General features: G+C 49.4%; 17 protein-coding genes. 6 read left to right on the plus strand and 11 right to left on the minus strand.

All coding sequences use genetic code 11. The annotated features are described in order from the left end of the window. The first annotated feature begins 13 nt into the window (after positions 1-13). Positions 14-445, plus strand: a complete 432-nt coding sequence (locus tag KZ771_RS08495) for a TIGR01244 family sulfur transferase (protein ID WP_290573436.1) — start codon at positions 14-16, stop codon at positions 443-445. A 43-nt stretch (positions 446-488) separates the two neighbouring features. Here the strand turns inward: KZ771_RS08495 and KZ771_RS08500 are convergent, their stop codons facing one another. The 5 genes from KZ771_RS08500 to KZ771_RS08520 are packed head-to-tail and all read right to left on the minus strand — an operon-like array spanning position 489 to position 6,800. Then, positions 489-2,126, minus strand: a complete 1,638-nt coding sequence (locus KZ771_RS08500) for an ATP-binding cassette domain-containing protein (RefSeq protein ID WP_290573435.1) — start codon at positions 2,124-2,126, stop codon at positions 489-491. Then, entirely contained in the window at positions 2,123-3,781 is a 1,659-nt protein-coding gene (locus KZ771_RS08505) for an ATP-binding cassette domain-containing protein (protein WP_290652896.1), read from the minus strand. Before KZ771_RS08505 ends, KZ771_RS08500 begins: the two co-directional genes overlap by 4 nt. 20 nt (positions 3,782-3,801) lie before the next feature. After that, positions 3,802-4,809, minus strand: a complete 1,008-nt coding sequence (gene cydB, locus KZ771_RS08510; RefSeq protein WP_290652898.1) for a cytochrome d ubiquinol oxidase subunit II — start codon at positions 4,807-4,809, stop codon at positions 3,802-3,804. 11 nt (positions 4,810-4,820) lie between these two features. After that, positions 4,821-6,203: a cytochrome ubiquinol oxidase subunit I gene (locus KZ771_RS08515; RefSeq protein WP_290652899.1), complete on the minus strand. Its 1,383-nt coding sequence runs from the start codon at positions 6,201-6,203 to the stop codon at positions 4,821-4,823. 48 nt (positions 6,204-6,251) lie between these two features. Further along, positions 6,252-6,800, minus strand: coding sequence for a DUF3365 domain-containing protein (locus KZ771_RS08520; RefSeq protein WP_290652901.1), 549 nt, complete (start codon positions 6,798-6,800; stop codon positions 6,252-6,254). 144 nt (positions 6,801-6,944) lie between these two features. Between KZ771_RS08520 and KZ771_RS08525 the strand changes: the two genes are divergently transcribed. Continuing rightward, positions 6,945-7,883, plus strand: a complete 939-nt coding sequence (locus KZ771_RS08525) for an HDOD domain-containing protein (RefSeq protein WP_290652903.1) — start codon at positions 6,945-6,947, stop codon at positions 7,881-7,883. A gap of 20 nt (positions 7,884-7,903) precedes the next feature. On the opposite strand, the gene KZ771_RS08530 is transcribed toward KZ771_RS08525, so the two are convergent. Next, the gene (locus tag KZ771_RS08530) at positions 7,904-9,292 is read right to left on the minus strand and encodes a DUF945 family protein (protein ID WP_290652905.1); all 1,389 of its coding nucleotides are present in this window, start codon (positions 9,290-9,292) and stop codon (positions 7,904-7,906) included. A 128-nt stretch (positions 9,293-9,420) separates the two neighbouring features. Between KZ771_RS08530 and gdhA the strand changes: the two genes are divergently transcribed. The 3 genes from gdhA to KZ771_RS08545 all read left to right on the plus strand — a co-directional run bounded on the left by gdhA (position 9,421) and on the right by KZ771_RS08545 (position 13,722). After that, positions 9,421-10,773, plus strand: coding sequence for an NADP-specific glutamate dehydrogenase (gene gdhA / locus KZ771_RS08535; protein ID WP_290652907.1), 1,353 nt, complete (start codon positions 9,421-9,423; stop codon positions 10,771-10,773). 135 nt (positions 10,774-10,908) lie between these two features. Beyond that, positions 10,909-11,454 carry a DUF3750 domain-containing protein gene (locus KZ771_RS08540; protein WP_290652909.1) on the plus strand — a complete coding sequence of 182 codons (546 nt, stop codon included), beginning with the start codon at positions 10,909-10,911 and terminating at the stop codon, positions 11,452-11,454. Between the two features lie 81 nt (positions 11,455-11,535). Beyond that, entirely contained in the window at positions 11,536-13,722 is a 2,187-nt protein-coding gene (locus tag KZ771_RS08545; RefSeq protein WP_133538987.1) for an OsmC domain/YcaO domain-containing protein, read from the plus strand. Here KZ771_RS08545 and KZ771_RS08550 read toward each other — a convergent pair. Next, entirely contained in the window at positions 13,715-15,763 is a 2,049-nt protein-coding gene (locus KZ771_RS08550) for a methyl-accepting chemotaxis protein (protein ID WP_133538988.1), read from the minus strand. The two genes, KZ771_RS08545 and KZ771_RS08550, sit on opposite strands and share 8 nt — an antisense overlap. A gap of 144 nt (positions 15,764-15,907) precedes the next feature. Continuing rightward, the gene (locus KZ771_RS08555) at positions 15,908-17,443 is read right to left on the minus strand and encodes a serine carboxypeptidase (RefSeq protein WP_290652913.1); all 1,536 of its coding nucleotides are present in this window, start codon (positions 17,441-17,443) and stop codon (positions 15,908-15,910) included. 117 nt (positions 17,444-17,560) lie between these two features. Between KZ771_RS08555 and KZ771_RS08560 the strand changes: the two genes are divergently transcribed. Then, positions 17,561-18,586 carry a LacI family DNA-binding transcriptional regulator gene (locus tag KZ771_RS08560; protein WP_290652915.1) on the plus strand — a complete coding sequence of 342 codons (1,026 nt, stop codon included), beginning with the start codon at positions 17,561-17,563 and terminating at the stop codon, positions 18,584-18,586. A gap of 29 nt (positions 18,587-18,615) precedes the next feature. Here the strand turns inward: KZ771_RS08560 and KZ771_RS08565 are convergent, their stop codons facing one another. Genes KZ771_RS08565 through KZ771_RS08575 form a run of 3 tightly spaced genes read right to left on the minus strand, consistent with a single transcriptional unit; the run spans position 18,616 to position 24,303 of the window. After that, complete coding sequence (locus tag KZ771_RS08565; RefSeq protein ID WP_290652917.1) at positions 18,616-21,006, minus strand: glycoside hydrolase family 15 protein; 2,391 nt, start codon at positions 21,004-21,006, stop codon at positions 18,616-18,618. Positions 21,007-21,010: 4 nt separating this feature from the next. Next, positions 21,011-22,528: an MFS transporter gene (locus KZ771_RS08570; protein WP_290652919.1), complete on the minus strand. Its 1,518-nt coding sequence runs from the start codon at positions 22,526-22,528 to the stop codon at positions 21,011-21,013. After that, a complete protein-coding gene (locus KZ771_RS08575; protein WP_290652921.1) occupies positions 22,528-24,303 on the minus strand; it encodes an alpha-amylase family glycosyl hydrolase in 1,776 nt (591 codons plus the stop codon). Before KZ771_RS08575 ends, KZ771_RS08570 begins: the two co-directional genes overlap by 1 nt. Between the last annotated feature and the right edge of the window lie 25 nt (positions 24,304-24,328).

Consider the following 24,328-nt stretch of genomic DNA (forward strand, 5'->3'; position numbering starts at 1 on the left):
CCGGGGTCTTGCTATGGAACGTCGTAAACTCAGCCCGTTTATCAGTGTTTCGCCACAGATCTCTGTCGAAGATGTTGGTGTCGCAGCCTCACTCGGGTTCAAAACTATTGTCTGTAACCGTCCTGACAACGAGGGTGAAGACCAGGTCAACGCCGATAAAATTCAACAAGCTGCAGAAAAAAATGGGTTAGCATTTGAACACTTACCGGTGGTTTCCGGCAATATCACCGATGACGATGTCAGCTCCTTTACTAAGCTCATGGCAACCGTTAAAGGCCCGGTACTGGCTTATTGCCGCACTGGCACCCGTTCATGCACATTGTGGGCGTTAGCAGAAGCCGCCCATTTGGCGCCACAAACCTTGTTGGATACTGCACAACAAGCCGGCTATGACCTATCCGGTCAGCAGTCACGACTGCAACAACGTTTTCTATTGCATGACTAATACTTGTGGCGGCTGCTCACTCTCTCCGGTAGCCGCCACTTTTTTAATAAGGTTGTAACTCAATACACTTGCCTTCGGGCACATTCGGATGGTCCAGTTGTTGCGGTCCTATATGACTGATAATCAGCCACAGTTTGTCTTTGTTAGCGGATACCATGTTTTCCAGCATACGCTTGGCTAAGTCGCGCTCTAAACCGGCAAAGGGTTCATCTAACAACATAATTGGCCGCCCCTGCAACAGCACCCGCGCCAATGCCAGACGCCTTAATTGACCACCGGATAAGGTGATACCCCGAGCCCCCAACATCGAATCTAACGCCTTGGGCAAGGTATTTATAACTGCGTCCAGCTCTACAATTTTCAATACAGACCAGATATCCTCTTCGGACAAAGGCCGCTGAGCCGGATTAAGATTTTCTCTGACCGTACCATCAAGGATTTCGGTTTTTTGTGTCAAAAAACTAACCTGAGAAGAAATTTCAGTGCCATTGGATAAGGTTATTTTGCCGCCTGCTGTAGGCAGCCAACCCATGATGGCCTCCGCTAACGAGCTTTTTCCTAGTCCTGACGGCCCCTGTAACCAATGGACTGCGCCGGTTTCAAAACAAGCTGAAACAGGTTTTATTAACAGACGTTGATTGCGCATCACGCTCACCTGGTTCAGGGTTAACGTTGCAGTGTGACTCGCTTTGTGAACCGCCTTACCTTGCGGGCTTACTTGCGAAGACTGCCCATCAGTAAGCAAGCGCCGCGCTGCTGCGAGCGTCTTACCGTAACCACCCCATTGCGATGGCAAATCAGCAGCTAACTCTTGCCATGCTAATGCTGACAGTACCAGCATGATCATCTCGGCTGCGCTTAAATTCCCCGCCTGAAATGTAAGTGAAGACAGTATCACCACAACCATAAAAATAACCTGTGAAAGTAGCTCAACCAGCCATAACGCACGGTGTTGCAGCGCTAACTGTTGGTCATCGAGCTGTTCTTGCCGCTGGGCTTGCTTTAAAAGGCTTTGCTGTTGCGCCGCATAGGCATCCCATGCCACCAGTTCAGTAATCGATTCGGTGAGTGCCATAGCCTGCCGACGCAGCCGTTGGGTGGACTGCAACTGCTGCAGCGCCAGTCGCCGGGTTATTGCCGCCATGCGGCCGCTGACTAACAGCACTAGCGCCATGACTAACACTAGCGCCAGCGCCGCGGCGGGAATATACAAATACCAAAATACCGTTAGTGAAAACGTTGCAGCCACAAATACAATGACCGGCGCAACCAGCCGTAACAGCAGGTTATCCATGGCATCCAGATTGCGGGTAAGATTTTGTACGCCATCGGCAACACGCAACGACGCTAACTGCGCCATCGCCTGCTGCTTTAACCGTTTAAATAATGCAATGCGCCAGCGTGCCTGCAGCTTTAACACCATGTCGTGGTTTACCAGCCGCTCAATGTATCGACTCAGCGTTCGGGCGATAGCAAAAAAACGAATACCGGCCCCCGGCGTGTAAATATCAAAGGCCGTGTATAAAGCCGCAGCGGTAATAAACCACCCCGACAACGACAACAAACCGATACCAAACAATGCCGTCGCCACAGCCAGAGCTAATCCAACAACTAACTGCAACCGCGCACTCTTCAGTTGTTTCAGCCAGGGTTTTAGCAGCTGCCAGTCTCGCTTTATCATGCCACCACCCTAATCTGTCGCGTTGCGCTAGCGATTAGTGCAGGATCATGGGTTGCCACGATAACCGTATGCCCGCTGGCACAGTATTCCTTCAAACAATGCCGAATCGCTTGTGCGGATATTTCATCAAGATTTTCCGTCGGTTCATCGGCAATCAACACCGCGCGCCTGGACAAAAGGCAACGCGCTAGAGCCAGGCGGCGCTGCTCACCACCCGATAAACCTAACCCACCCTCTGCCAGTTTAGTATCTAAACCGAGCGGCAGATTGGCGACTAATTGATCCAGTTTAACCTGCTCCAACGCCGCCGTAATTTGCGCATCACTATGCTGTTCAAATAAATTCATGTTGGCTCGCAGGCTGCCTGCGCTTAAAAACGGTTGCTGAGCAAAGTAGGCGATGTCAGTGGTCGCTTGCTCAGACCGAGTCAGTTTGCCATTAAACGGCATGAGTCCAATCAGCACCTTTAGCAAGGTTGTTTTGCCACTGCCCGAATTGCCGTTAATCACACATAAATCGCCGCAGGCAATCTCGTTATCTGAAAAATCTATTGGTTTACCGCCAGCGTCATCTGCTTGACTTAGGTTTACTTTTAAACCACGCCACTGGTAAAGCGTATTGGGGCTCGACGTTTTTTGTATTCGTGACTGAGTTGGGGGCTGAGAATAAGATACATCCGCCTTGTTCACTTCACATAGCAAAGTTGCCGCGCCTATGGCAGCCGCGCGATCGTGATAACTTTGTGCAAATTGCCGTAGCGGTGCGAAATATTCCGGCGCCAGTAACAACACCAGCAAACCGCTAAAAAGTGTCAACTGGTCTGCGCCCAGCCAGTCAATGTACCCCAACAACCCGAAGCCGACGTAAAGGGCAACTCCTGCAATCGCAACACTGGAAAAGAACTCCAGCACAGCCGACGATAAGAAAGCGATACGTAGCGTCGACATCGTTGCTTTGCGATAGCCCTCGCCCGCTGCAGCAACATCGTTCACGGCCACGGCGCCCGCGTTAAATAGCTTCAACGTAGTAATATTGCGTAACTTGTCGGTAAAAACCCGGCTTAATGCAAAACTTTGCTGCGCATGTTTTTGGCTGAGCTTTTCAGCCCCGAGCCCAACCAGCGCCATAAAGACCGGAATAATCGGCCCTGAAAACAGTAACAGTACACCGACTACGGTATTGAGATAAAAACATACCAACAGAATAATTGAAGGCGATGCCACCACCAGATACTGCTGCACAAGATAGCGACTGAAGTAGCCTTTTAGCGATTCAATAGGATCTAACTGTAATGCGCCATCAGCCGCAGCAAGAACTTGTCCTGACTGAGCCTTGTGTTGCCAGTCTTGAGTCAATTGGTGACGCGCACGCTGGCTGGCAATAAGTGTCGCACGGCGTAAATACCGCTGCTGCCATAGGGGCACTATAGTCCGCACCAGGCTTGTGGCGGCTAACCCGGCGATTAATAACAGTTGGGATTCAACAGCGTTTCCGTTCACAAATAGCCGTTCGGCTAACAAAGCCAATAGGGCTAACTGGCCAATGACAACGACCGTTTTTAACAGCCCTAATAAAAACGCCCACTGAATGGGGCGTTTTACTGCAGCGGCAAGTTGCCGAAGATAGCTTGAAGCTGACGCAAATGCTGCGCTCATGGCTTATTCCTGGTGATAACCTAGTGATAACCCTGGTCGGCTTTAACCTTACCGCGGAACACCCAATAGGTCCAAGCGGTATAAACCAGCACAATAGGGATCACAAACAGTAAACCAATTAATAAAAACAGCTGCGATTCGTGTGCAGAGGCGGCGTCTGCCAGAGTATAGTTTGGCGGTACCACGTACGGCCATTTACTCGCTAACAAGCCCAGATAAGTGAACACAAACAATGCCATGGTTGCGATAAATGGCGTACCCTCGCGGCGTTGGCTAACCGAACGATAAATCCAAAACGCACTAGCCAGCCCCAAAATAGGCAGTAACCATATCGCTGATATACCATCAAACCAGCGGTCTGCAACAAATGCATCGACAAACGGCGTCCAAATACTGATGGCAAAGAAAATGACCAAAACGGCAGCCAGTAATGGCTTGACCAGCTTATAAGCCCACTCCTGAGTCGAGCCCTCTGACTTCATGATCAACCAGGTAGCACCAAGCAGCGCATAACCTGCCACCAAGCCAATGCCGGTCAGTACGGTAAACGGTGTCAGCCAGTCCAGCGCACCACCCACATAACGCATGTTTTCGGTTTCGAAGCCTTGAATGTAAGCACCCACTACCGCGCCCTGTGCAAAGGCTGCCACGGTTGAGCCAATCGCGAACGACCAGTTCCATAAATAGCGGGATGAATGCGCCTTAAAGCGAAACTCAAAAGCAACACCACGAAATATCAGCCCGGCGAGCAGTAAAAACACGCCAATGTAGAGTGCCGGTAAAAAGATGGAATAGACCAACGGAAAGGCGGCTAACAACCCTGCGCCGCCCAGCACCAGCCAGGTCTCGTTACCGTCCCAAACCGGTGCCACTGAATTCATCATAATATCTCGATCATGGTCGCTCGGCGCAAACATAAACAAGATACCCTGACCCAAATCAAAGCCATCCATCAATACATACATAATAACGCCAAAAGCAATGATTCCGGCCCAAATGTAGGTTAAGTCAAAAACAGGTTCACTCATAACGGCCATCCTTAATCAAAACTTGCTTCAGCAGCAGACAGTGGACGTTTAGCACGATGTTTATCATCCTCGTGCTGCTCGGTTCCCTCGGTTCCCGTGCGAATGACTCGCGTAAGGTAATATGCACCAGCAGCGAAAACACAGGCATAAACCAGGAAGTAACCAATCAGTGTAAATAACGCCATCCCGCCAGTTAGAGAAGGCGTCACGCCTTCAGCGTGTGTCATTTGTCCGTATACCAAATAGGGGGCTCTCCCCACTTCAGTAACGAACCAACCTGACAGCACCGCAATAAACGGGCTTAGGGTCATTAACCTGAGTGTCTGTAAGTACCAACGCTTGTGCATATAGGCGCGATTACGACGCAGGAACAAGCCGATAACCGACACCAGCACCATCAGTAGCCCCATCGCGACCATCACCCTAAATGACCAAAACACAATAGGAACATTAGGTTGTAGTTCCGGCGGCTTTTCTTTTACGCCGGGCAGCTCCCCGTCCCAGTCATGAGTTAAAATAAAGCTTGCCAGCTTAGGAATGCCTACCTCGAAGTGGTTGGTTTGCTGTTCCTGGTCCGGAATCGCGAACAACAACAGCGGCGCTCCTTTGCGGGTTTCCCAGTTACCCTCCATCGCGGCTACTTTAGTCGGCTGGTGTTCCAGCGTATTCAAACCATGCAAGTCGCCAATAAATACTTGCAGCGGCGTTAAGAACAACAGCAACCACAACGTCATCGATAAAGCTTTGCGATGCAGTTCAGTATCGCGCTTTTGAATCAGGAACCAGGCACTGACACCGGCAACAACGAACCCGCCAGTAAGGAACGAAGCCATTCCCATATGCGCAAAGCGATACCAAAATGATTCATTGAAAATAGCTGTCGACCAGTCGACCACGTGATAAATACCATCACGAATTTCGACGCCGGCCGGCGTCTGCATCCAACTGTTGGCGGACAAAATCCAGAACGAGGAAATAAAGGTTCCGATCGATACCATCAATGCAGCAAAAAAGTGAACGCCATTAGGCACTTTACCGCGTCCAAACAACAGCACACCAAGGAAAGCGGCTTCCAGAAAGAACGCCGTCACCACTTCATAGCTTAATACCGGCCCCAGGAAGTTGGCCGTGGCCAGCGAGAAATTACTCCAGTTGGTGCCGAACTGAAATGACATGACAATACCGGATACAACGCCCATGCCAAAAACCACCGCAAAGACCTGCGTCCAAAAAGCGCCGAGACGCTCCCACTTAGGGTTATTGGTTTTAAACGCGAGTCCGTAAATCAGTGCAATATAGGATGCCAAACCGATGGTGAAAACCGGAAAGATGGCATGGAAGGACACAACAAACGCGAACTGAATTCGCGAGAGTAACAGCGGGTCAAGTTCCATGATAAGAACTCCTCATTTTATGACTCAAATTCAACGTATGCTGAACAATCAGTTTTCGCGCACGACAAAGGCACCGCGGATATCGCCAACCTCAAAACCCGTTGCATGATCATCCGGGTAACGTGCATTGATCGCCTGCTTCAACTCCGGTTTAACGTTGCTACCATGACAGGCCGCGCACTGCGGTTGCATAACAATCGCCTTCATCCATACCGTTTTGCCGGAATCATCCGTGTAGGTCTGACTTGGCACCTTGTCTTTACTTTTTTGCCATTGTTGCTGAAAGGCTCGCAATACATCTTGTTGCGCTTCAGATGCCGTATTGCCTGGGTTTCGTACTTTTAAAGCAGTACGCCCAACCTGTACATTTAGATCGTCACTAACCGCCTGCGCAATAGCAGGAGCCTGTTCATTACAAACGGCAATAGCGGCAATATGTCCTTCGCTTTGTATCGTCGACATAAGCACTTTTCCCAAACGCTGTTGTAGTTGCTTTGCAGCCTCCGAATAGCTCGGTTCACTAGCGAAAACAAAACTCGATGGTGTTACTATACTTAAACATGCAATAACTGACAGAATTCGTAACTTAAATGACATGGCTAACTCCTGCTTGGGAATTTTTACCTATGTTATATGCTTATTCGTTTTGGTTCTACATGTTCAACTGTGTCGTTTTGTCGCAGCGCAATAACAAGTGTAGTTGATACTTTACAATTTTATAGAGTAATAGATGACAAGGTTATGACAGAGCAGCATCCCGACGAAAATTTGCCCAGTGTTGAAGGCGTTGATATTGACGATATTCGCAAGAATATTCAGAAGTTGCCGATGCTGCCGGTGGTCGTATACGAATTAATGAAATACGACCCCAACAGTAAAGATTTTTATGACATTGTGCTTAAGCTGGCTCAGTCCGATCCACCGCTCGCTACTGCTTTGCTAGGTTACGCAAACTCTGCGGCCTTTGCCCAGCATCAGGCCACCCGTATATCCAGTGTTAAAGCAGCACTATCCCGAGTCGGCGCGAAGCGTCTGTTTGAATTACTGTTTGCAAGCTCTGTGACGCGTGTCTTTCTGCCGCACAAGAACGAACACCGGCAGTTGTGGCAGCACTCGCTTCAGGTCGCTCATTTTGCTACCTATCTGGTAGAGCATGCCGAGCATCAGCATGTTGATCCGCAACAAGTGTACATGGCGGGTTTGTTGCATGATGTCGGTCGCTTCGTCATGTTGCAGTTAGCTCCTCATGCCTTGGATAAAACAGACGCGCAAGGCTGGCATACCGCTGTCGAACTAGTCGACGTAGAGAAACAAGTTACCGGTCATACTCATGCCGAAGTCGGTTTAAGTGCCTGCAAAAAGCTCCACTTACCACGTTTGATCAGCATCGCAGTGCAATATCATCACTCGCCTGAAGTATTTGAGAGCCGCTCGCTGTCCCACGAAAATAGACAGTTGCTTGCAGCCATCATGGTCGCCGACGAGCTGAGCTTCTTTTTAGCTGCTGATAGTAAAAATAGTCACCTGCCGCCAGCGGAAATTAAACAACAAATCGCGGAAGACGTGCTTAACGAAACGATTGATACCGAGCTAATCGCGCTAAACAAAATCTGTTATGAACTACCAAAATTATTGCGTAAAGTCAGTGAGGTACAAAGTTCGTTAGGGCTAGGCAGCTAGTGCCCAGCCCCTTATGCGCACTACATCAACGGCAGCTGTTTACCATTTAACATTAACGAGCCCTGTTTTAATTCCACGGCGCTTTGATATTGCTGTTCGTTTTCCACGATAAACCCTTGCTGCAGATAAACCGCGATGACCTGCTCGACTTGCTGCTCAATCATTGCCTGAAACTGCTCTGAATTTACGTCCTGGTTAGGCATTTGCTGCGCAAGCACCGTTTGCAGTTGCAGCCTAAGCTCATCTTTTACTAACGGTTTAGCAGCCTCGATAGCACCCTCAGCTAAAATATGCTGCAACCAAAAATCCGTTGTCGGGTTCGCTGGAATAGTCGCAATATCAGCAAACGTCACGTTAGCCTGACCGCTAAACGAGCCTTTGGGTAGGTCTCCCGAAAGCTCAGTGATGCTGAACTCCGGTTTGGCTGCCAATACCTGCTGCTGGTATTGTTCAAACAAGGCCGTTAACTGTTGTTGCATAACTTCCTGCGGCTGACCATAAGTTGAATTTACCAGCTGTTGATACGCTTGCGTAAACTCCTTGTCGATACGGCTAAAGGATACGTTCATAACCAGATTGCTGGCTGTCCCGGACGGCAGCTGTGCCGCTTCTACAGCGGTATTAACATTAACACTCAGAGTATCGCCGGTCTCTGCAAGCTCGCTGCCTGCGGTCATCGCAAAGCCCGACAACACCTCTTCACCTGATTGCGTTGCGTTAGCAACCGACAACACAATATCGCTCTCGAGTAACTCACCGTTTAAGGCATCAATTAAACTGCCATTAGCGCTGGTTTGCAGATCAATACCAGTGATCGTAGCAGGATCAGAGGCCTCGCCCATCACCAGGGTTTTATGACTACCGCTGTAACTAAATGCGTCGTTACCGAATGTACCATTACCCCGGTAACCGCTCATTTCGACGATAAAATCACCATCAGCACTGCGGTAGTTAACATCAGCGATTTGGTCGTCATAAGTAGCACTACCGGTTAGCCCCATGGAGCCGGTCAATTGGTAAAGCGCCTGATCCTCACTCCAATTCAGTGAGGTGCGTTTGTTGTCATCATTAGCTGTTAGCTGCCATGACAATAAGCCCAAGCCACCGTCAAACTGTGTTAACACAGGCCCGTGTTGCAATTCTAACAACATCTCCCCGCTATCCAGCGTCATGACCTCGGTGCTGCCGTCCGGCTGCGGCATAGGCAGCTCCATACTGACTGTTAACACACCGCGTGAACTAAACCAGCTGCGCTCATAAGAGGCAATCTCAACCGTGTAAGCGGGGTTAGCATCAATCGCGTCAGCAATTGCCTTGACCTCGCGTTCTGCATTTTGACCAATAAATGTGGGGGCGATAAGTGCGCCGGCAACAGCGACGCCAATAACTGAGAGAAGAACCTTTTTCATTATAATAATTTGTAATATATTTGTTAACTGGAACACCTAGCTTATCGATAATCACAAAAATAATCCACCTAATCCCAGTCGGAGTACTACTATGGGTATCAATTACTTTTAACAACAGGGAAGGATCGATGGCCTTTATAAAAGACACAATCGAAAAATTAAAGCAGACCAGCCCCGCACAAACCGAATTTTATCAAGCGGTAGAAGAAGTCCTTGAATCCATTGAACCTATTATTGAAGAGCGTCCAAAATACCGCGAACAAGCTATTATCGAGCGGCTAGTCGAGCCGGAACGCCAGATAATGTTCCGCGTACCCTGGGTTGATGATAACGGTCAAGTCCAAGTCAATAAAGGCTATCGTATTGAGTTTAATTCAGCGCTGGGGCCGTATAAAGGTGGTCTGCGGTTTCACCCCAGTGTAAACGCCGGCATTATTAAGTTTCTGGGCTTTGAACAGATTTTTAAAAACGCGCTAACGGGGCTACCCATAGGCGGTGGTAAAGGTGGTGCCAACTTTGATCCTAAAGGTAAATCAGACGGCGAAATCATGCGTTTTTGCCAGTCTTTTATGACCGAATTGCACCGCCATATAGGGCCGAACACCGACGTACCCGCGGGTGATATTGGCGTGGGAACTCGTGAAATTGGCTACCTGTTCGGCCAGTATAAACGTATTGTTAACCAATTTGATGGCGTGCTAACCGGCAAAGCATTACTGTGGGGAGGCTCGCATGTTCGTACCGAAGCAACCGGCTACGGCGCCGTCTATTTTGCGCAATGTCTGTTGGGCGACAATGATGAGTCGATGAAGGACAAGCGTTGCTTAGTATCCGGCTCCGGAAACGTTGCTATTTATGCTATGGAAAAGCTCTACGAATTAGGTGCGACGCCTGTCTCATGTTCTGACTCCAATGGCACCATTTACCATAAAAATGGTATCGACCTGGACTTAGTTAAACGGATCAAAGAACAGAACCATGGCCGCTTAGAGGAATATTTAGAGACCCATTCTGGTGCGGAGTATACAAAACGACAGGACTACCCTGAGGATGGCCATTGTGTATGGCGCTACGAGGCTGATTTGGCCTTCCCCTGCGCTACTCAAAATGAATTAACCGAAAAAGACGCTCAGGCTCTGCTCGAGAACGGCTGCCGCTATATTATCGAAGGCGCCAATATGCCGTGTACTCAAAGCGCGGTGGATTTATTTATCGAAAATAATGCGCATTATGCACCCGGCAAAGCCGCTAATGCAGGTGGTGTTGCGACCAGCCAGTTGGAAATGGCCCAGAATGCCAGTATGCTGAAATGGAGCTTCGACGAGGTAGACGACAAGTTACAGCGCATCATGCGTAATATTTATCGCGACTGTAAGCGCGCTGCAGAGGAATTCGATCATCCATCGAATTTAGCACTCGGTGCAAATATTGCCGGCTTCCGCAAGGTGGCTGATGCGATGTTGCAGCAGGGGGTTGTTTAATCTTTGCTGCTATACAGCGGTCTTTTGCTGCTACGCAGCGGCTTTTTGTTGGCGTAGCCAACGGCTATTTTGCGGCTCGCTGCGCTTGCCGCAGGCTGTTTGCGCCTTCGGCGCGAATTAAGACAAGGACTGGTTATGCGTAATTTTTTGGGTTTGTTTGGACTTTTGCTGGGGGCTGTAATGCTAACGGCCTGCTCGTCAGGTGATTGGCGTACGGCATCTCGTGAGTCTGCGGGACTTGCCCCTGACCCAGCCATACAGCAGCAAGCGGTGATTGAAGCCTACGCTGCTGATGCGTTTGGCTGGCGTGGTTGGTTTGCCGTGCATACCTGGTTAGCGGTTAAACCCGCCAACGCCGATCAATATACCGTCTATGAAGTGGTGGGCTGGGGCGTCGAAAACGGCCGCGATGCGCTGCGTGTATATCAAACCCCGACACCCGACCGTTATTGGTACGGCGCCAAACCAGAAAAGCTGTTATCCATAACCGGTGAAAAAGCCGCGCAATTGATCCCCCGCATTCAGGAGGTATCACAAAATTACCCGTGGATGGACGAATACGAGGCGGTACCCGGCCCCAACAGTAATACCTACCCCGCCTGGGTCGCACTGCAGATTCCCGAGCTCGGCCTAAAGTTACCCTTCAGCGCTATAGGCAGTGGCTACGCCGACAATAAATAAATTGTTGACTGACGTTTGCTCGTAAAAAAGGCATAATACGCGCAAATTCTGATCAATGACTATCTGCGGTTTTACTCCCTTATGGAAATCAACGTACGCTTTTTAGAAAACATGCGCCTTGAGGCCAAGTTTGACGACTTTACCGTAATCTCAGACCAACCGATTCGCTATAAAGGTGATGGTTCGGCACCGGGCCCGTTCGACTATTTTTTAGCATCCTCGGTTATGTGTGCCGCACACTTTATTCGTCTTTATTGTGATGCGCGTGAGATACCGACCGAGAACATTCGAATTTCTCAGAATAATGTTGTCGACCCAGAAAACCGCTACCAGCAGCTATTTAAAATTCAGGTTGAGTTACCCGCAGACATTGACGAGAAAGACCGCAAAGGCATTATTCGCGCGGCTGAACGCTGTGCCGTTAAACGCGTGATCGAAAACGATTTGGCATTTGACGTAGAAGCCGTTGAAAATATTACCCAAGATGCTCAGGCGTTGCTTACCATCGACCCAAACGGGGATGAAAAAACCTATATCGAGGGCAAAGATCTGCCCTTAGAAGATACCATCAACAACATGACTCGGTTGCTGGCTGACCTGGGCATGAAAATCGAGGTGGCTTCCTGGCGCAATATCGTGCCTAATGTATGGTCACTTCACATTCGCGATGCCGCCTCGCACATGTGCTTTACCAATGGCAAAGGCGCAAGCAAAGAGAGCGCACTGTGTTCAGCTTTGGGTGAGTTTATTGAACGCTTAAGCTGCAACTTCTTCTACAATGACCAATACTTTGGCGAACAGATTGCTAACGCTGACTTTGTTCATTATCCACAGGAAAAATGGTTCAAACCCGGGCCAAATGACGAACTCCCGGCAGAGATCCTGGATGAACGAACGCGCGCATTTTACGACCCCGAGGGTGAGCTTCGTGGCTCGCACTTAATCGATACTAATTCCGGCCGCACCGACCGCGGCATTGTTTCTCTTCCCTTCGTGCGTCACTCCGATGGCGAAACGGTTTACTTTCCGTCTAACCTTATCGAAAACCTGTATTTGAGCAACGGTATGAGCGCAGGTAATACACTGGCGGAAGCTAAGGTTCAGTGTTTGTCAGAGATTTTTGAGCGCGCTGTTAAAAAGCAAATTATTGAAGATGAGATAACCTTGCCGGACGTGCCACAAGCGGTGTTGAATAAATACCCGGACATTGTTGCAGGTATTGATGCGCTGGAACAACAAGGCTATCCGGTACTAGTTAAGGATGCGTCACTTGGCGGCCGCTTCCCGGTGATGTGTGTGACCCTGATGAATCCCCGTACCGGTGGCGTATTTGCCTCTTTTGGCGCACATCCAAGCTTTGAGGTTGCCTTAGAGCGCAGCCTGACAGAGCTACTGCAAGGTCGCAGTTTTGAAGGCTTGAACGACTTGCCACCGCCAACCTTCAACTCTATGGCGGTGTCTGAACCCAATAATTACGTCGAACACTTTATTGATTCATCCGGCGTGGTGTCCTGGCGTTTTTTCAGTAGCAACGCCGACATCGATTTTGTCGAGTGGGATTTTGCATCGCCATCCAATGACGAAGAAGCGAGCACGCTATTTGGTATTCTGAGTGAGCTCGACAAAGAAGCCTACATCATGGTACACGAAGATCTCGGCGCGCCGGTGTGTCGCATTTTGGTGCCGGATTATTCTGAAGTCTATCCGGTTGAAGATCTGGTGTGGGACAATACCAACATCGCCCTGCAGTACCGCGAGGATATTCTCAATCTGCATCGCTTGTCAGAGCAGCAACTGGAAGATTTAGTCGAACGCCTGGAAGACAGCCAGCTCGATAACTATATGGACATTATTACGCTCATTGGTATCGAGTTTGACGAAAATACGGTGTGGGGCCAACTCACCATTCTCGAGCTGAAATTGCTCATTTATCTGGCTCTTGAGCGCCATGAAGATGCTCAGGAATATGTCGAGATGTTCCTGCAATATAATGACAATACACCGGAGCGTGTGCTGTTTTATCGTGCTGTCGAAGCGGTACTGGAAATCACGCTGGACGATGAGTTAGCGCTGGAGGATTATCGCTATAATCTCGGCCGAATGTATGGTGAAACGGTTATCGATGCCGTTATCGGTTCAGTGCAAGGTAATACTCGCTTTTACGGTCTGACCCCGACTAATATGCAATTAGAAGGGATCGACCGTCATTTGAAGCTACTGGACAGCTATAAAAAGCTACATCGAGCCCGCGCAAACTCCGTTAGTTAATTTTAAAGCGCCCGACGGTCGCTTTCAGCTCGGCTGAAATATCCCTTAAGCGACTGAAGTCAGTTTGCATCGAGTTAGAGTGTGCCACCATTTGCTCAGTTAAACTATGAACACTCTCTAACTCGCCATTAACCTCGGCTGCCAATGCTCTTTGGCCCTCGGTTGAACTCGAGATATCATGGTTCAGTTGAGTCACTTTTTGCATTGCTTGTTCAATTTGAACAATAGCTTTAAGAACAAGTTCTACCTGCTCTTCGCCGTCATTACTCATAGCGTCAGTTTGCTCCATCGCTCCTTTTACTGTAGCTGCCCCCGTTTGTAGCTTTTCAACCGTTTGCTGAATGTGGTCGATAGAATCCTGGGTTCGTGTTGCCAGCGTTCTAACTTCGTCTGCCACCACCGCAAAACCTCGCCCTTGCTCTCCCGCTCGCGCCGCTTCGATAGCAGCGTTAAGCGCCAATAAATTAGTTTGCTCAGCGATACCCGTGATAACATCCAGCACTGAGGTAATATCTGCAACATCATCGTTTAGGCTTTGCACGGCTTCTGTTGCACTGGATATAGAACGGGAAACTTCGCTTATCACTTGCTGGGTCTTGTGGCTATTATTCGAGACGACTTTGACCGATTCTGCTGCATCTTCTACAGATTGTGACGCATCCTGAGCATAATTAGCGATGGTTTCACTCGTTGAGTTCATTCGCTGAACCGCTTCGACAATCCGAGCGATTTGTTGCTGCTCATTATGTACTTCAGCATTCAATTCATTCATGGTTCCTGAAACTCTGTCAGCGGACTCACTCACCTCCTCTGAAGAGTTATTCGCGTGTGCGATTAGCTGCTGTATTCTGTCTGAAAAGCGATTAAACTCACGAGCCATCGTCCCTACTTCGTCATCAGAGTTTATCGCTAAACGCTGAGTTAAATCCCCATCACCTTGAGCAACGTCTTTCATGGCTGCAGCAATCGTTTTTACCGGCTTAAACACCTTCATCGACACGTAGTACGTCACTAATGTCAACACAATAATGATCGCTAACAGAATACTAAAGGACGTCCACCGAGCATTGGCTATGGGCGCAGCTATCATTTCGCTTGGAACGAGTAACCCCAGCTGCCAATCTATGTAAGGAACTTCGGACTTTACCGGCACATAAAACACTTGATAACCAGCGCCTTTCCAAGTCACTGGAAAGCCACTTCCGCGGGCGCTACCCGACATTGTTGTGGATAACTTTTCAAAGCCTTTAGTTTCTGCGTTCATCGCTGACGTGTAGACCTTATCTAACTGCCCAATGGGAGTATTCAGCGCTAACTCAATTTCCTGCGTCGGAAAATAAACTAATTCGTTGTTATCATTAATCAAAAAAGCCTGACCCTGCCCTTGATAACTGATGCTATCAATAAGTTCAGCAATGGTTGTGATTAATATATCCACGCCGCCAATACCAACCAATTCGCCCTGTTGATTTTTAATGGGCATCTGCAATACCGAAGAAATCGTTTTATCCGTGGCATCAACCTGAGGAGAGGTCAAATATAAACGGCCCTCTTCTATCGCGTTATGCCACCATGGGCGCTTATTCGTAAAGTAGCCTTTGGTTGGGTCTCCGGCATCAGGTCCCGAAGTATCAACACCTACACGCCCTTCTTCATAAAGATATTCATAAGTATTTGCCGACCCCATAAAAACAGACTTAACCGTGGGGTCATTCTGGACAATGTTTTCAAAAGTTTGCTTTATTGATTGAAAGTCTGAATCGGTTGAAAGATCCTTCCCTCTTTCAGTGTACTGAGTTAACCATTGTGTCACTCGAGGGTCGGTTAAAACCGTGGTTGGAATGCGAGCGCGTTCACTGAAAAAGCTATTAATTTCAGCAGCTCTTAATTCAATAAGCTCGGCAACCTGAGCTTCTGTTTTTTCCCGCGTAAGATCGGCTATTGTCTGGGTAACAAATACGCCAAACGCAGCCAATAACACAATCAATACACCAGAGATTGAGACAATAAGTTTACGTTGCAACGAGCCTTTTATGTGCATGGTCCTACCGTTTTTATGATTTTATATTCGTTAATATTATCGACTAATTCATGGTTTTCTTAACAATGGCGCAATGTACGGATGATATTGCGAGCTGCGAGCAAGTCCCGTCAGGGTAAGCATGGACATTATAAGTTTCATCATCTACTCCTTACCTGCACCCTGTAGTTGCGCATTAATAAACTCACGCGTGTCTTTTAGCAAGGCTTTACGCGCCGGCTCGTGCACATACATCATGTGGCCGCCGTGGTAATAACGATAGATAATATCGTCAGATTTTATGCCATGACGGTTAAGGGTGTACTCGGCGTCAAAAAACGGCGTGATTAAATCGTAGTAACCTGAGCCTACCATGACCTTAAGCGCAGGATTAGCCCGTAAAACGGCTGCCAGATCAGGCGCAGTATTAACGTAATGCGGCTCCCACGAGCGTCCCTCAGGTAACGGGCTCCAGCGCCACTTGCCCGACAGTTCCGGGTCAGACGGATTTAAATAGGTGCGATCCCAGTCAATGCCAAGATCATTACGCATGTAATGCATCAATGATGCTTTATAGGCCGGAGAAATTGCCCGTGCCGCATCATTTTCCGGACGCGCCAGCACGTCATCACGTTCATCGTTAGTATAGCGACTGTCGAGCAATCCCACGGCTATACCCTGGTCGCGCCGCAACTCCTTGGCAAACCGAAACGCATTAATACGCAAATCAACCTGGTCAATGTATTCTTTACTCAAACCCGTGAAGCTATGCAGTTTTTCGATAAGTTGTTGGCGTTTATCTGCAGCAAGTAAATTACCGCTAAATAATGCGGGCAGCAGTTCGTTGGTGGCAAACTCGCGGCTAGCCTGAATAAACGCCTCAAAGTCGCCGCTATTATCTACTTTGCCATGATACCAGGCGGTCGCCGCCATACTTGGAATGTAGGTAATATAAGAGATGATATTGTCATCCACATAAGGCGTTGAGCCCTGATAATCCAGCGCCTGCGAGACAAACACAATACCATTTACGTTAATGACGTAATCATCCAGCAATACTTTTGCAACCGCGGCGGCCCGGGTCGTGCCAAAACTCTCGCCTAACAAAAATATCGGCGAATTCCAGCGATTGTTTTCGGTCATCCACCGGGCAATGAAGGCAGCCATTGATTCGGCATCTTCGGTCAGGCCCCAGAAGTCTGTTTTCTTGCCCTCGCCGATAGCCCTTGAAAAGCCGGTACCCACCGGATCGACAAACACCATATCGGTTACATCCAGAATGGTTTCGGGGGCATCTTTAAGGGTGTACGGCGCAGCGCCGGGATGTTCTGCATCACTGGGTACGACAATACGCTTGGGACCATAGCCGCCCATGTGGAGCCAGTTTGATGAAGAGCCCGGACCACCATTCCAGATGAACGTCACCGGACGATTATCATCATCCTCGGCAATATAATCAAACGAGAAAATGCTTGCCGTCGGCTCACCCGCCGCATTTTTAAGATAGGTTTCACCCGCACTTACCTGGTAGTCAATGCGCTCGCCGTTAAAGCTTCCACTATGCCCGGAAACAAACCGGGTTGGCTCTGCAACCGCTTCAGTACTTTGTCCGGCCTCCTCTGTTTGAGCTAAGGCGCCAACAGACGTGGGTATACACAAGGTCAGTGCTATAAGTTTGATATAACATGTTAGTTTTTTCACGAGCGATTTTCCTTTATTAATTATTAACTCAGGTTAGCATAACTTTGTTAGGGGTTCTCTTTAGGACTGCTTGGCTGTATGGTTTTGCATTATCGCGAGCGCACTGCAAGGAAACAAATGAAAGGTAAAGCCACTTCTTTCGATATAGCTCATCATGCCGGGGTTTCTCAATCGACGGTTTCCCGCGCATTGCGGGGTAGTCCTCTGGTTAATGAAGAGACACGGCGCCGGGTTATCGAAATTGCCCGCGAGCTTAATTATAAAGTGGATAAAAACGCCAGTAACCTGCGTGCTCAACAGAGCTCAACTTTAGCGGTACTGCTGTTTGAAGACCCGACCTCTGACGATTCACAAATTAACCCGTTCTTTCTGTCGATGTTAGGTTCGATAACGCGGGCCTGCGCTAAAGAGGGTTATGACTTATTAGTTTCTTTTCAGTCCAGCAGTAATGACTGGCATGCCGATTACGCCGAGACGCACCGCGCTGACGGGATTATTTTACTGGGTTACGGCGATTATATTGACTACCAGAGTAAATTTGCTCGTTTACTGGATACGGACACCAAGTTTGTTTGCTGGGGAGCCAGTGTTGACGGCAGTCCGGAGCTTACCGTCAGCTGTGATAACCACCTCGGCGGCCGGCTCGTTGCTGAGCACTTTATTGAGCAGGGTCGTACTAACTGTGCTTTTATTGGCGATGCATCGCATCACAGCCCGGAGTTTAGCGCCCGCTTTAACGGCTTTGAGGAGCGCCTGCAGGAAAGTGGTAAACACGTCAGCGAGCGCAAAGTGGCGACCGCAATTTCTACCGAAGAATCCGGTTATCAAGCCACTAAATCGTTGCTAGCTAACGATATTCCGTTTAACGCACTGTTTGGCGCCAGCGATTTGATCGCTATTGGCGCTATCCGGGCGCTGCAGGAAGTTGGCTTACGCGTGCCGCAAGACGTGTCAGTGGTCGGCTTTGATGATATTGCCATCGCCCGCTTTTGCAGCCCGCCGTTGTCGACTGTCCAACAAAACACAACACTCGCCGGACAAATGTTAGTCGCCAACCTGCTTAACTTAATCGCTGAGCAAGCTGTCGATTTACCCAACAGCATCCTGCCGCCAAAACTTATTGTGCGCCAGTCCAGTCAATAAATTACTGGCGCACATTGAGTCTAACGTTGCTACTGCGCCAACTGTTGTTCCACAAGCGGATAATGATCCCAGACGGACTCATTACTCAGTGAACGTAACAATTTAACGTACTCGGCATGGGTCCAGGCCAGCGGCGTTGCTGAATTGGTGCCTTCACCCAGCTCATAGTCAAACGGGTTAACACCGACGCCATCCCAAGCCTGCTCTGGCAGCATCATGCCTTTGTTGGCAAATTCTTCCATGCCCAGCACATAGGTGTTTTTAATACTCTGATACTCGTCTTCACTCAGCTCACCATCGGCCTTGGTTGCCGCAGCAATCTCGTAGTGGCCCCGTTCACCGGTAAAGAAAGGCCAGACACGACCACGTTGACCCGCCGTTTGCTCGCCACCTTCGGCGTAGTTTTTGCCAAGCTCTTTGTCCTCCCCGTAGCCATCGTTACCATAGCGACGCCAGCCCGGATACTCCTGCCCTTGCTCGTTGGTAAAGGTGTATTTTACCCGAAGCTTGTGTTCCAGGCTTTCATCGTCATATTCCGGTAACGACGCAGTTACCGACGGGCTATCTGCAGGGCGCACGCCATAGCGCACTAACTCTAAAAAGCCACCATCCAGAATCAGCTTTTTATCCATTCCCGGACGACCATTGTTGTCACCCAGTTTGGTATCTGCATTAACGTTTTTGTCCTGAGCAATACGCACAAAATAGTTACCATCGGCTGCATCGCCTTGCAGCGTGCCTTCGGTAGTAAACATCAAGGCTTCGATATCCTGCTCGTATTGCTTGGCTGTATTCAGGTAGCGTTTAGCATTAGCCTCATCACCACTGAGTTTTGCTATCTCACTGGCACTGATAAGCCCGGCTACTGTGGCTGCAATACTCGACGGTGAATAGCCCGCCTGCTCTTCCCAACGCTCTTGTTGGGTGTACGGTGGATCAATTTGCGTATCGTTCCACAACACTTTAGCTCGCCCGCCGTCTACCAGAAAGTCCGCTGCCGGCTTGAGCATCGATTGGTACCAATCACTCAATTCACTTTGTGTCAGTACATCCTGTTTATAGAGCTTCCAGGCCAGCATAATTGGCATAGAGGTTTGATCCAGCTGCACCGCAACCCATTCTAAATCGCCATTGACGTGTGTTTTTTGCAGGAACCAACCCGTGTCGCCTTTATTGCCCGGTGTATTTTCGGTCACTTGCACCTTGGGTAAATAGCTAAAGGCGGCTTTTGCGGTTTGCGTGTCACCCATAGCCAAAAACGCCATAGCAACTTGATAGAAGTCGCGTACCCAAACGGCTTTATAGCCCGTCTTGCCCTCTTCGGCGGAGACAGTGTCGCCCCAGGGGTTAGACAATGAAGCGATCAACGCGCCGGCGTAGGTTTTGTCTTCTTGCGCCTTCAACACCAACGCGCTGGTATGCAGTAGCTTGCCACCATCGGTCGTAGCGTCATACATTTCTTCAAGCTTTAAGCTCTGCAGGTAGTCCTGCCAGCCAATAGCATCGCCTTCGCCATTGTAATTCGCCAGTACCTTGTCGTAGCCGCTGGTTAAGGTCTTCCGGCCCTGCTCAAGTGCGCTCTGTTCGCTGTTACCATAGCTCAGCACTAAATCAAATTCTGCGCTGTCGGTGATTTCGCCCAGCGTGGCACTCATCGATACATTGCCTGACTGCTCACCGGTCGTTTGGTAGCGCTTAAAGTCACCCGTTGTTTTTAATTGTGAATGCCGGTCTGAGGTGCCGACAAAACCCACCGAGCCTTGGTTTAAACCACTCGTGCTTTGCAACGTCAGATAGTGTTCACCCGAGTAGGCTACCAACGCATCGTCAGCCACCTTGGCGCTGTCATCAACACCATCGTTGTTCACATAAGGGTTAACCTGGACGTGAGCCGTCAAACCTGGCTCTTCCGCCTCAAAGCGCACACGCACCATCAATGACTGCGCATCAGGATCAGTGAAAACATCTTTAATAATACGAAAGCGACCTTGGTTGTCTTCACTGGTCACACGGTATGCTAACGATAACGGACGTCCCTGCTCATCAACGTGCAGATATTCGACGGTATTTTTCAGGCCGTCAGCTTCGCTAACCACAAAATCGTCGCCGCTGACCATAAATTGCATGTCGCGAATTTGCGCCTGGTGAATCAGACCAAACATGGTTTCGGTAATCATGCCTTTAGCGAGTGAAAACCAAACCTTCGAGACCGTACCTGTCATGCTCGACTCGTCATATTGTCCGTTCTGATACGCCTCATAAGAGGTGCCAATGCCGGTTTTCCCCGAGTACGCCCAATACGGCGTTTCGCCGGGCGCTCCCGGCGCCACTTCGTTAACGCCCGATGTCGTGGCGCTAGTGTTGCAGCCGGCTAATCCCGCCAGCAACATGGCGCTGGCAATTGTGTTCACAACTTTCACTGTATCACCCTATATTTTTGTTATTGAGTTTTACCCGAGTCAGCGACAAGGCAGCCAAGACAAACGAAGCCCCACCAATAACCAGTGCGTAAATAGGCTCGTTTGCAAAGCCGTGCTTTAATATGAGACCCAGAATACTGGCCGCGAGTAACTGCGGAATAACGATAAAGAAATTAAAGATACCCATGTAAACGCCCATTTTGGCGCTGGGTAATGCGCTGGCGAGCATGGCGTAAGGTAGCGATAGAATAGACGCCCAGGCAAAACCAATACCGACCATCGGCAGCATCAGCCAGTTCGGGTCTTTGATCAATAAAAAGCTGACTAACGACAACGCGCCAACCAGCAAATTAACCGCATGTGCAAGCCGAATACCCCACTGTTTGACCATAACCGGAATAACCAGGGCAGCTAAGGCGGCAAAGCCATTGTAGGCCGCAAACAATACGCCGACCCAATCAGCACCGTCGTTATAGGCCTTAGAAGTGACATCCGCCGTGCCAAAGTGGTAACTGGTGACAGCCCCCGTGGTGTATATCCACATGGCAAACAGCGAGAACCAGCTAAAGAATTGCACCCAGGCTAATTGACGCATTGCCCGGGGCATGGTGAAAACATCATGTACCACGGTAAAGAAGCCGTTTTGGGTATGGCCCTGTTGCTGTTGCCAGGCAGCCAGCGCCTGTAATAAAGCAAAAGCGACTAATAACCCACCTAATAAATACAATTCTTTTTCCAGGTCGATCAGGCCAACGGCGGCAATAATAATGACACCGACAGCACCACTAACCGACAGCGTGCGGGCGAAGTTGATGCGTGCTTTTTCCTGTCCTGCCTGGCTGCTATCCCCATCTTCGCTAAAAGACGCAAGCTGCTCAGGACTGTATTCTTTGGTCGTAAACACGGTCCACATAACGCAAACCAATAAAAACGCACCGCCAATGTAAAACGCGTACTGCACCGATGGCGGAATAACACCCGCAGCCGCGGTATTACTGACGTCAAACCAATTGGTCAAAACCCACGGTAAACTCGACGCAACGACCGCACCCACGCCAATAAAAAAGCTTTGTAATGAATAGCCTAAAGCACGTTGTTTGTTAGGGAGGTTATCGCCAACCAGCGCCCGGAATGGCTCCATCGTCACGTTGATTGATGCATCCATAATCCACAACATGCCGGCGGCAACCCATAGCGTCGGTGAGTTCGGCATAACCAACAGCGCGGCAGTCGTGACAATCGCACCATAAAAGAAGTAGGGTCGCCGACGACCGAGACGTCCCCAGGTTTTATCGCTGAGGTAACCAATAATTGGCTGTACGATAAGGCCGGTCAGAGGTGCTGCAACCCATAGAATCGGAATATCATCAATTTCGGCTCCCAGGGTTTGGAAAATACGGCTGACGTTGGCATTTTGTAGCGCAAAGCCAAACTGAATGCCCATAAAACCAAGGCACATGTTCCAGATCTGCCAAAAGCTCAGTGTCGGCCTTTCGTTATTATGTTGGGCTTGATCTTGCATTAACGATTACTTCCTAATTGGATCACGCTAACGCCCTGATAGGGCAGCGTTAGGGACAAAGTGCCATCGGTAAATTGTGGCGGCGCACCGAGTAATGCCTGAGCTTGTGACTCTTTCACGTCAACACTCACCTGCTGCTTCTGTTTAGCAAAGTTTGCCACCACCAAAACGCGCTGATGACCAGCTTTTCGGATAAAGCTGACAACGTGCTGCGGCTGCGAGTTACTGACTTCCAGCAAGTTGCCTTGAGCTATCGCTGGTAGCTGATTAAGCGCCATCAGCTCGACATAAAACCGCCGCAGCTGGCGTTGTTCTGCGCTAAGATCAGCACCATCAAACTCGCCATCATTCATCCACTGCTGATGCGCAGGCACACCGATGTAGTCAAAAATACTGGTGCGGGTCGGGTCACCAAACCCCGGCTCTTCGGAACCATCTTCGCCAACCGTCTGGCCGAAGTAAATCATCGTCGGTGCGCGGCTTACCAGCGTTGATACAGTCATCGCCGGTTTACCCCAGTTCATGTCACCGGCAAAGTCAGGGCTGGCAATGCGCTGTTCATCGTGGTTCTCTAAAAAGTGCAGCATGTGCTGTTCGATATCAGCAACTTCATTGTGCTTCGCAAGCAGTGCAGCCGCGTCTTCGCGTCCCTGAATAATGGCTTTTAAGGTGTCGTAAAACCCGACTTTATCGTAAAGGTAGTCCATTTTACCTTGCTCAAGATAAGGCCGGTAAAGCTCCGGGTTATAGACTTCGGCCAGTAAAAATGCATCCGGGTTTTGCATTTTTATGGACGCATTTAAAAAACTCCAGAACTCCACCGGCACCATTTCCGCCATATCGTAGCGAAAACCATCAACGCCCTTGTCCAGCCAGTATTGCGTGATATCACGGAACTTATACCAACTGTCCGGCAAGTCCTTGTCCTGCCAAAACGCGTAGTGAGCTCGGTAATCTTTGTTGGCATACTGCTGAGGCAAGCGTGGAAAGTCGTAACTGCCATCAGGTTTAACGCCATAATTAATTTTTACGGTTTCGTACCAATCGTTAATGTCGGGTTGGGCGGTACGGGCGCCATTACCCGTCCACTTCGCCGGGCTTTCAGTAAACTGACCATCCGCTTTAGGGTGCTCCATGCCGCCTAATGGCTCATAGTCGTCACTTTGTGGTACCCGGAAGTCCTCGCCTACCACGTAATAAAAATTGTTGTCGCGCTGGTAGGTCACCGTGGTGTCGTCATTGGCACCAAAGTCTTCGACACCGTCAGGTTTAGAAACCGAATGGTAATCGCGGGCAACGTGATTAGGCACAATATCGATGACGACCTTCATATCGTGCTGGTGAGTACGCTCTATTAACGCCTCAAATTCTTGTAGCCGTTCGCCGGGGTCAACCGCTAAGTCAGGGTTGACGTTATAGTAGTCTTTGACCGCATACGGCGATCCCGCGCGGCCTTTAACGACATCAGGATCATCGGCGGGCAAGCCAAACTCGCTGTAATCAGTCACGGTGGCATGATGTAAAACGCCGGTATACCAAATGTGGGTAACACCCAGCTCTTTTATACCCTCAAGGGCTTTGCTATCAAAATCCGCAAACTTGCCGACGCCGTTTTCCTCTAATGTACCCCAGGGCTTATTTGTCGTTTGCGTGTTGCCAAATAAACGCGTGAATACCTGATAAACGACCGGCTTTTGAGCGGTATCTTGCTCAGCCGCTTGCACGTTAATGCCCGGCAATGCTACCAAAGCACTCAACAACAGAGCTAAACGCATTATGTAAGGCTCCTTTGTATAAATT

This window comes from Idiomarina sp. (assembly GCF_019431395.1).
Lineage (GTDB): Bacteria > Pseudomonadota > Gammaproteobacteria > Enterobacterales > Alteromonadaceae > Idiomarina.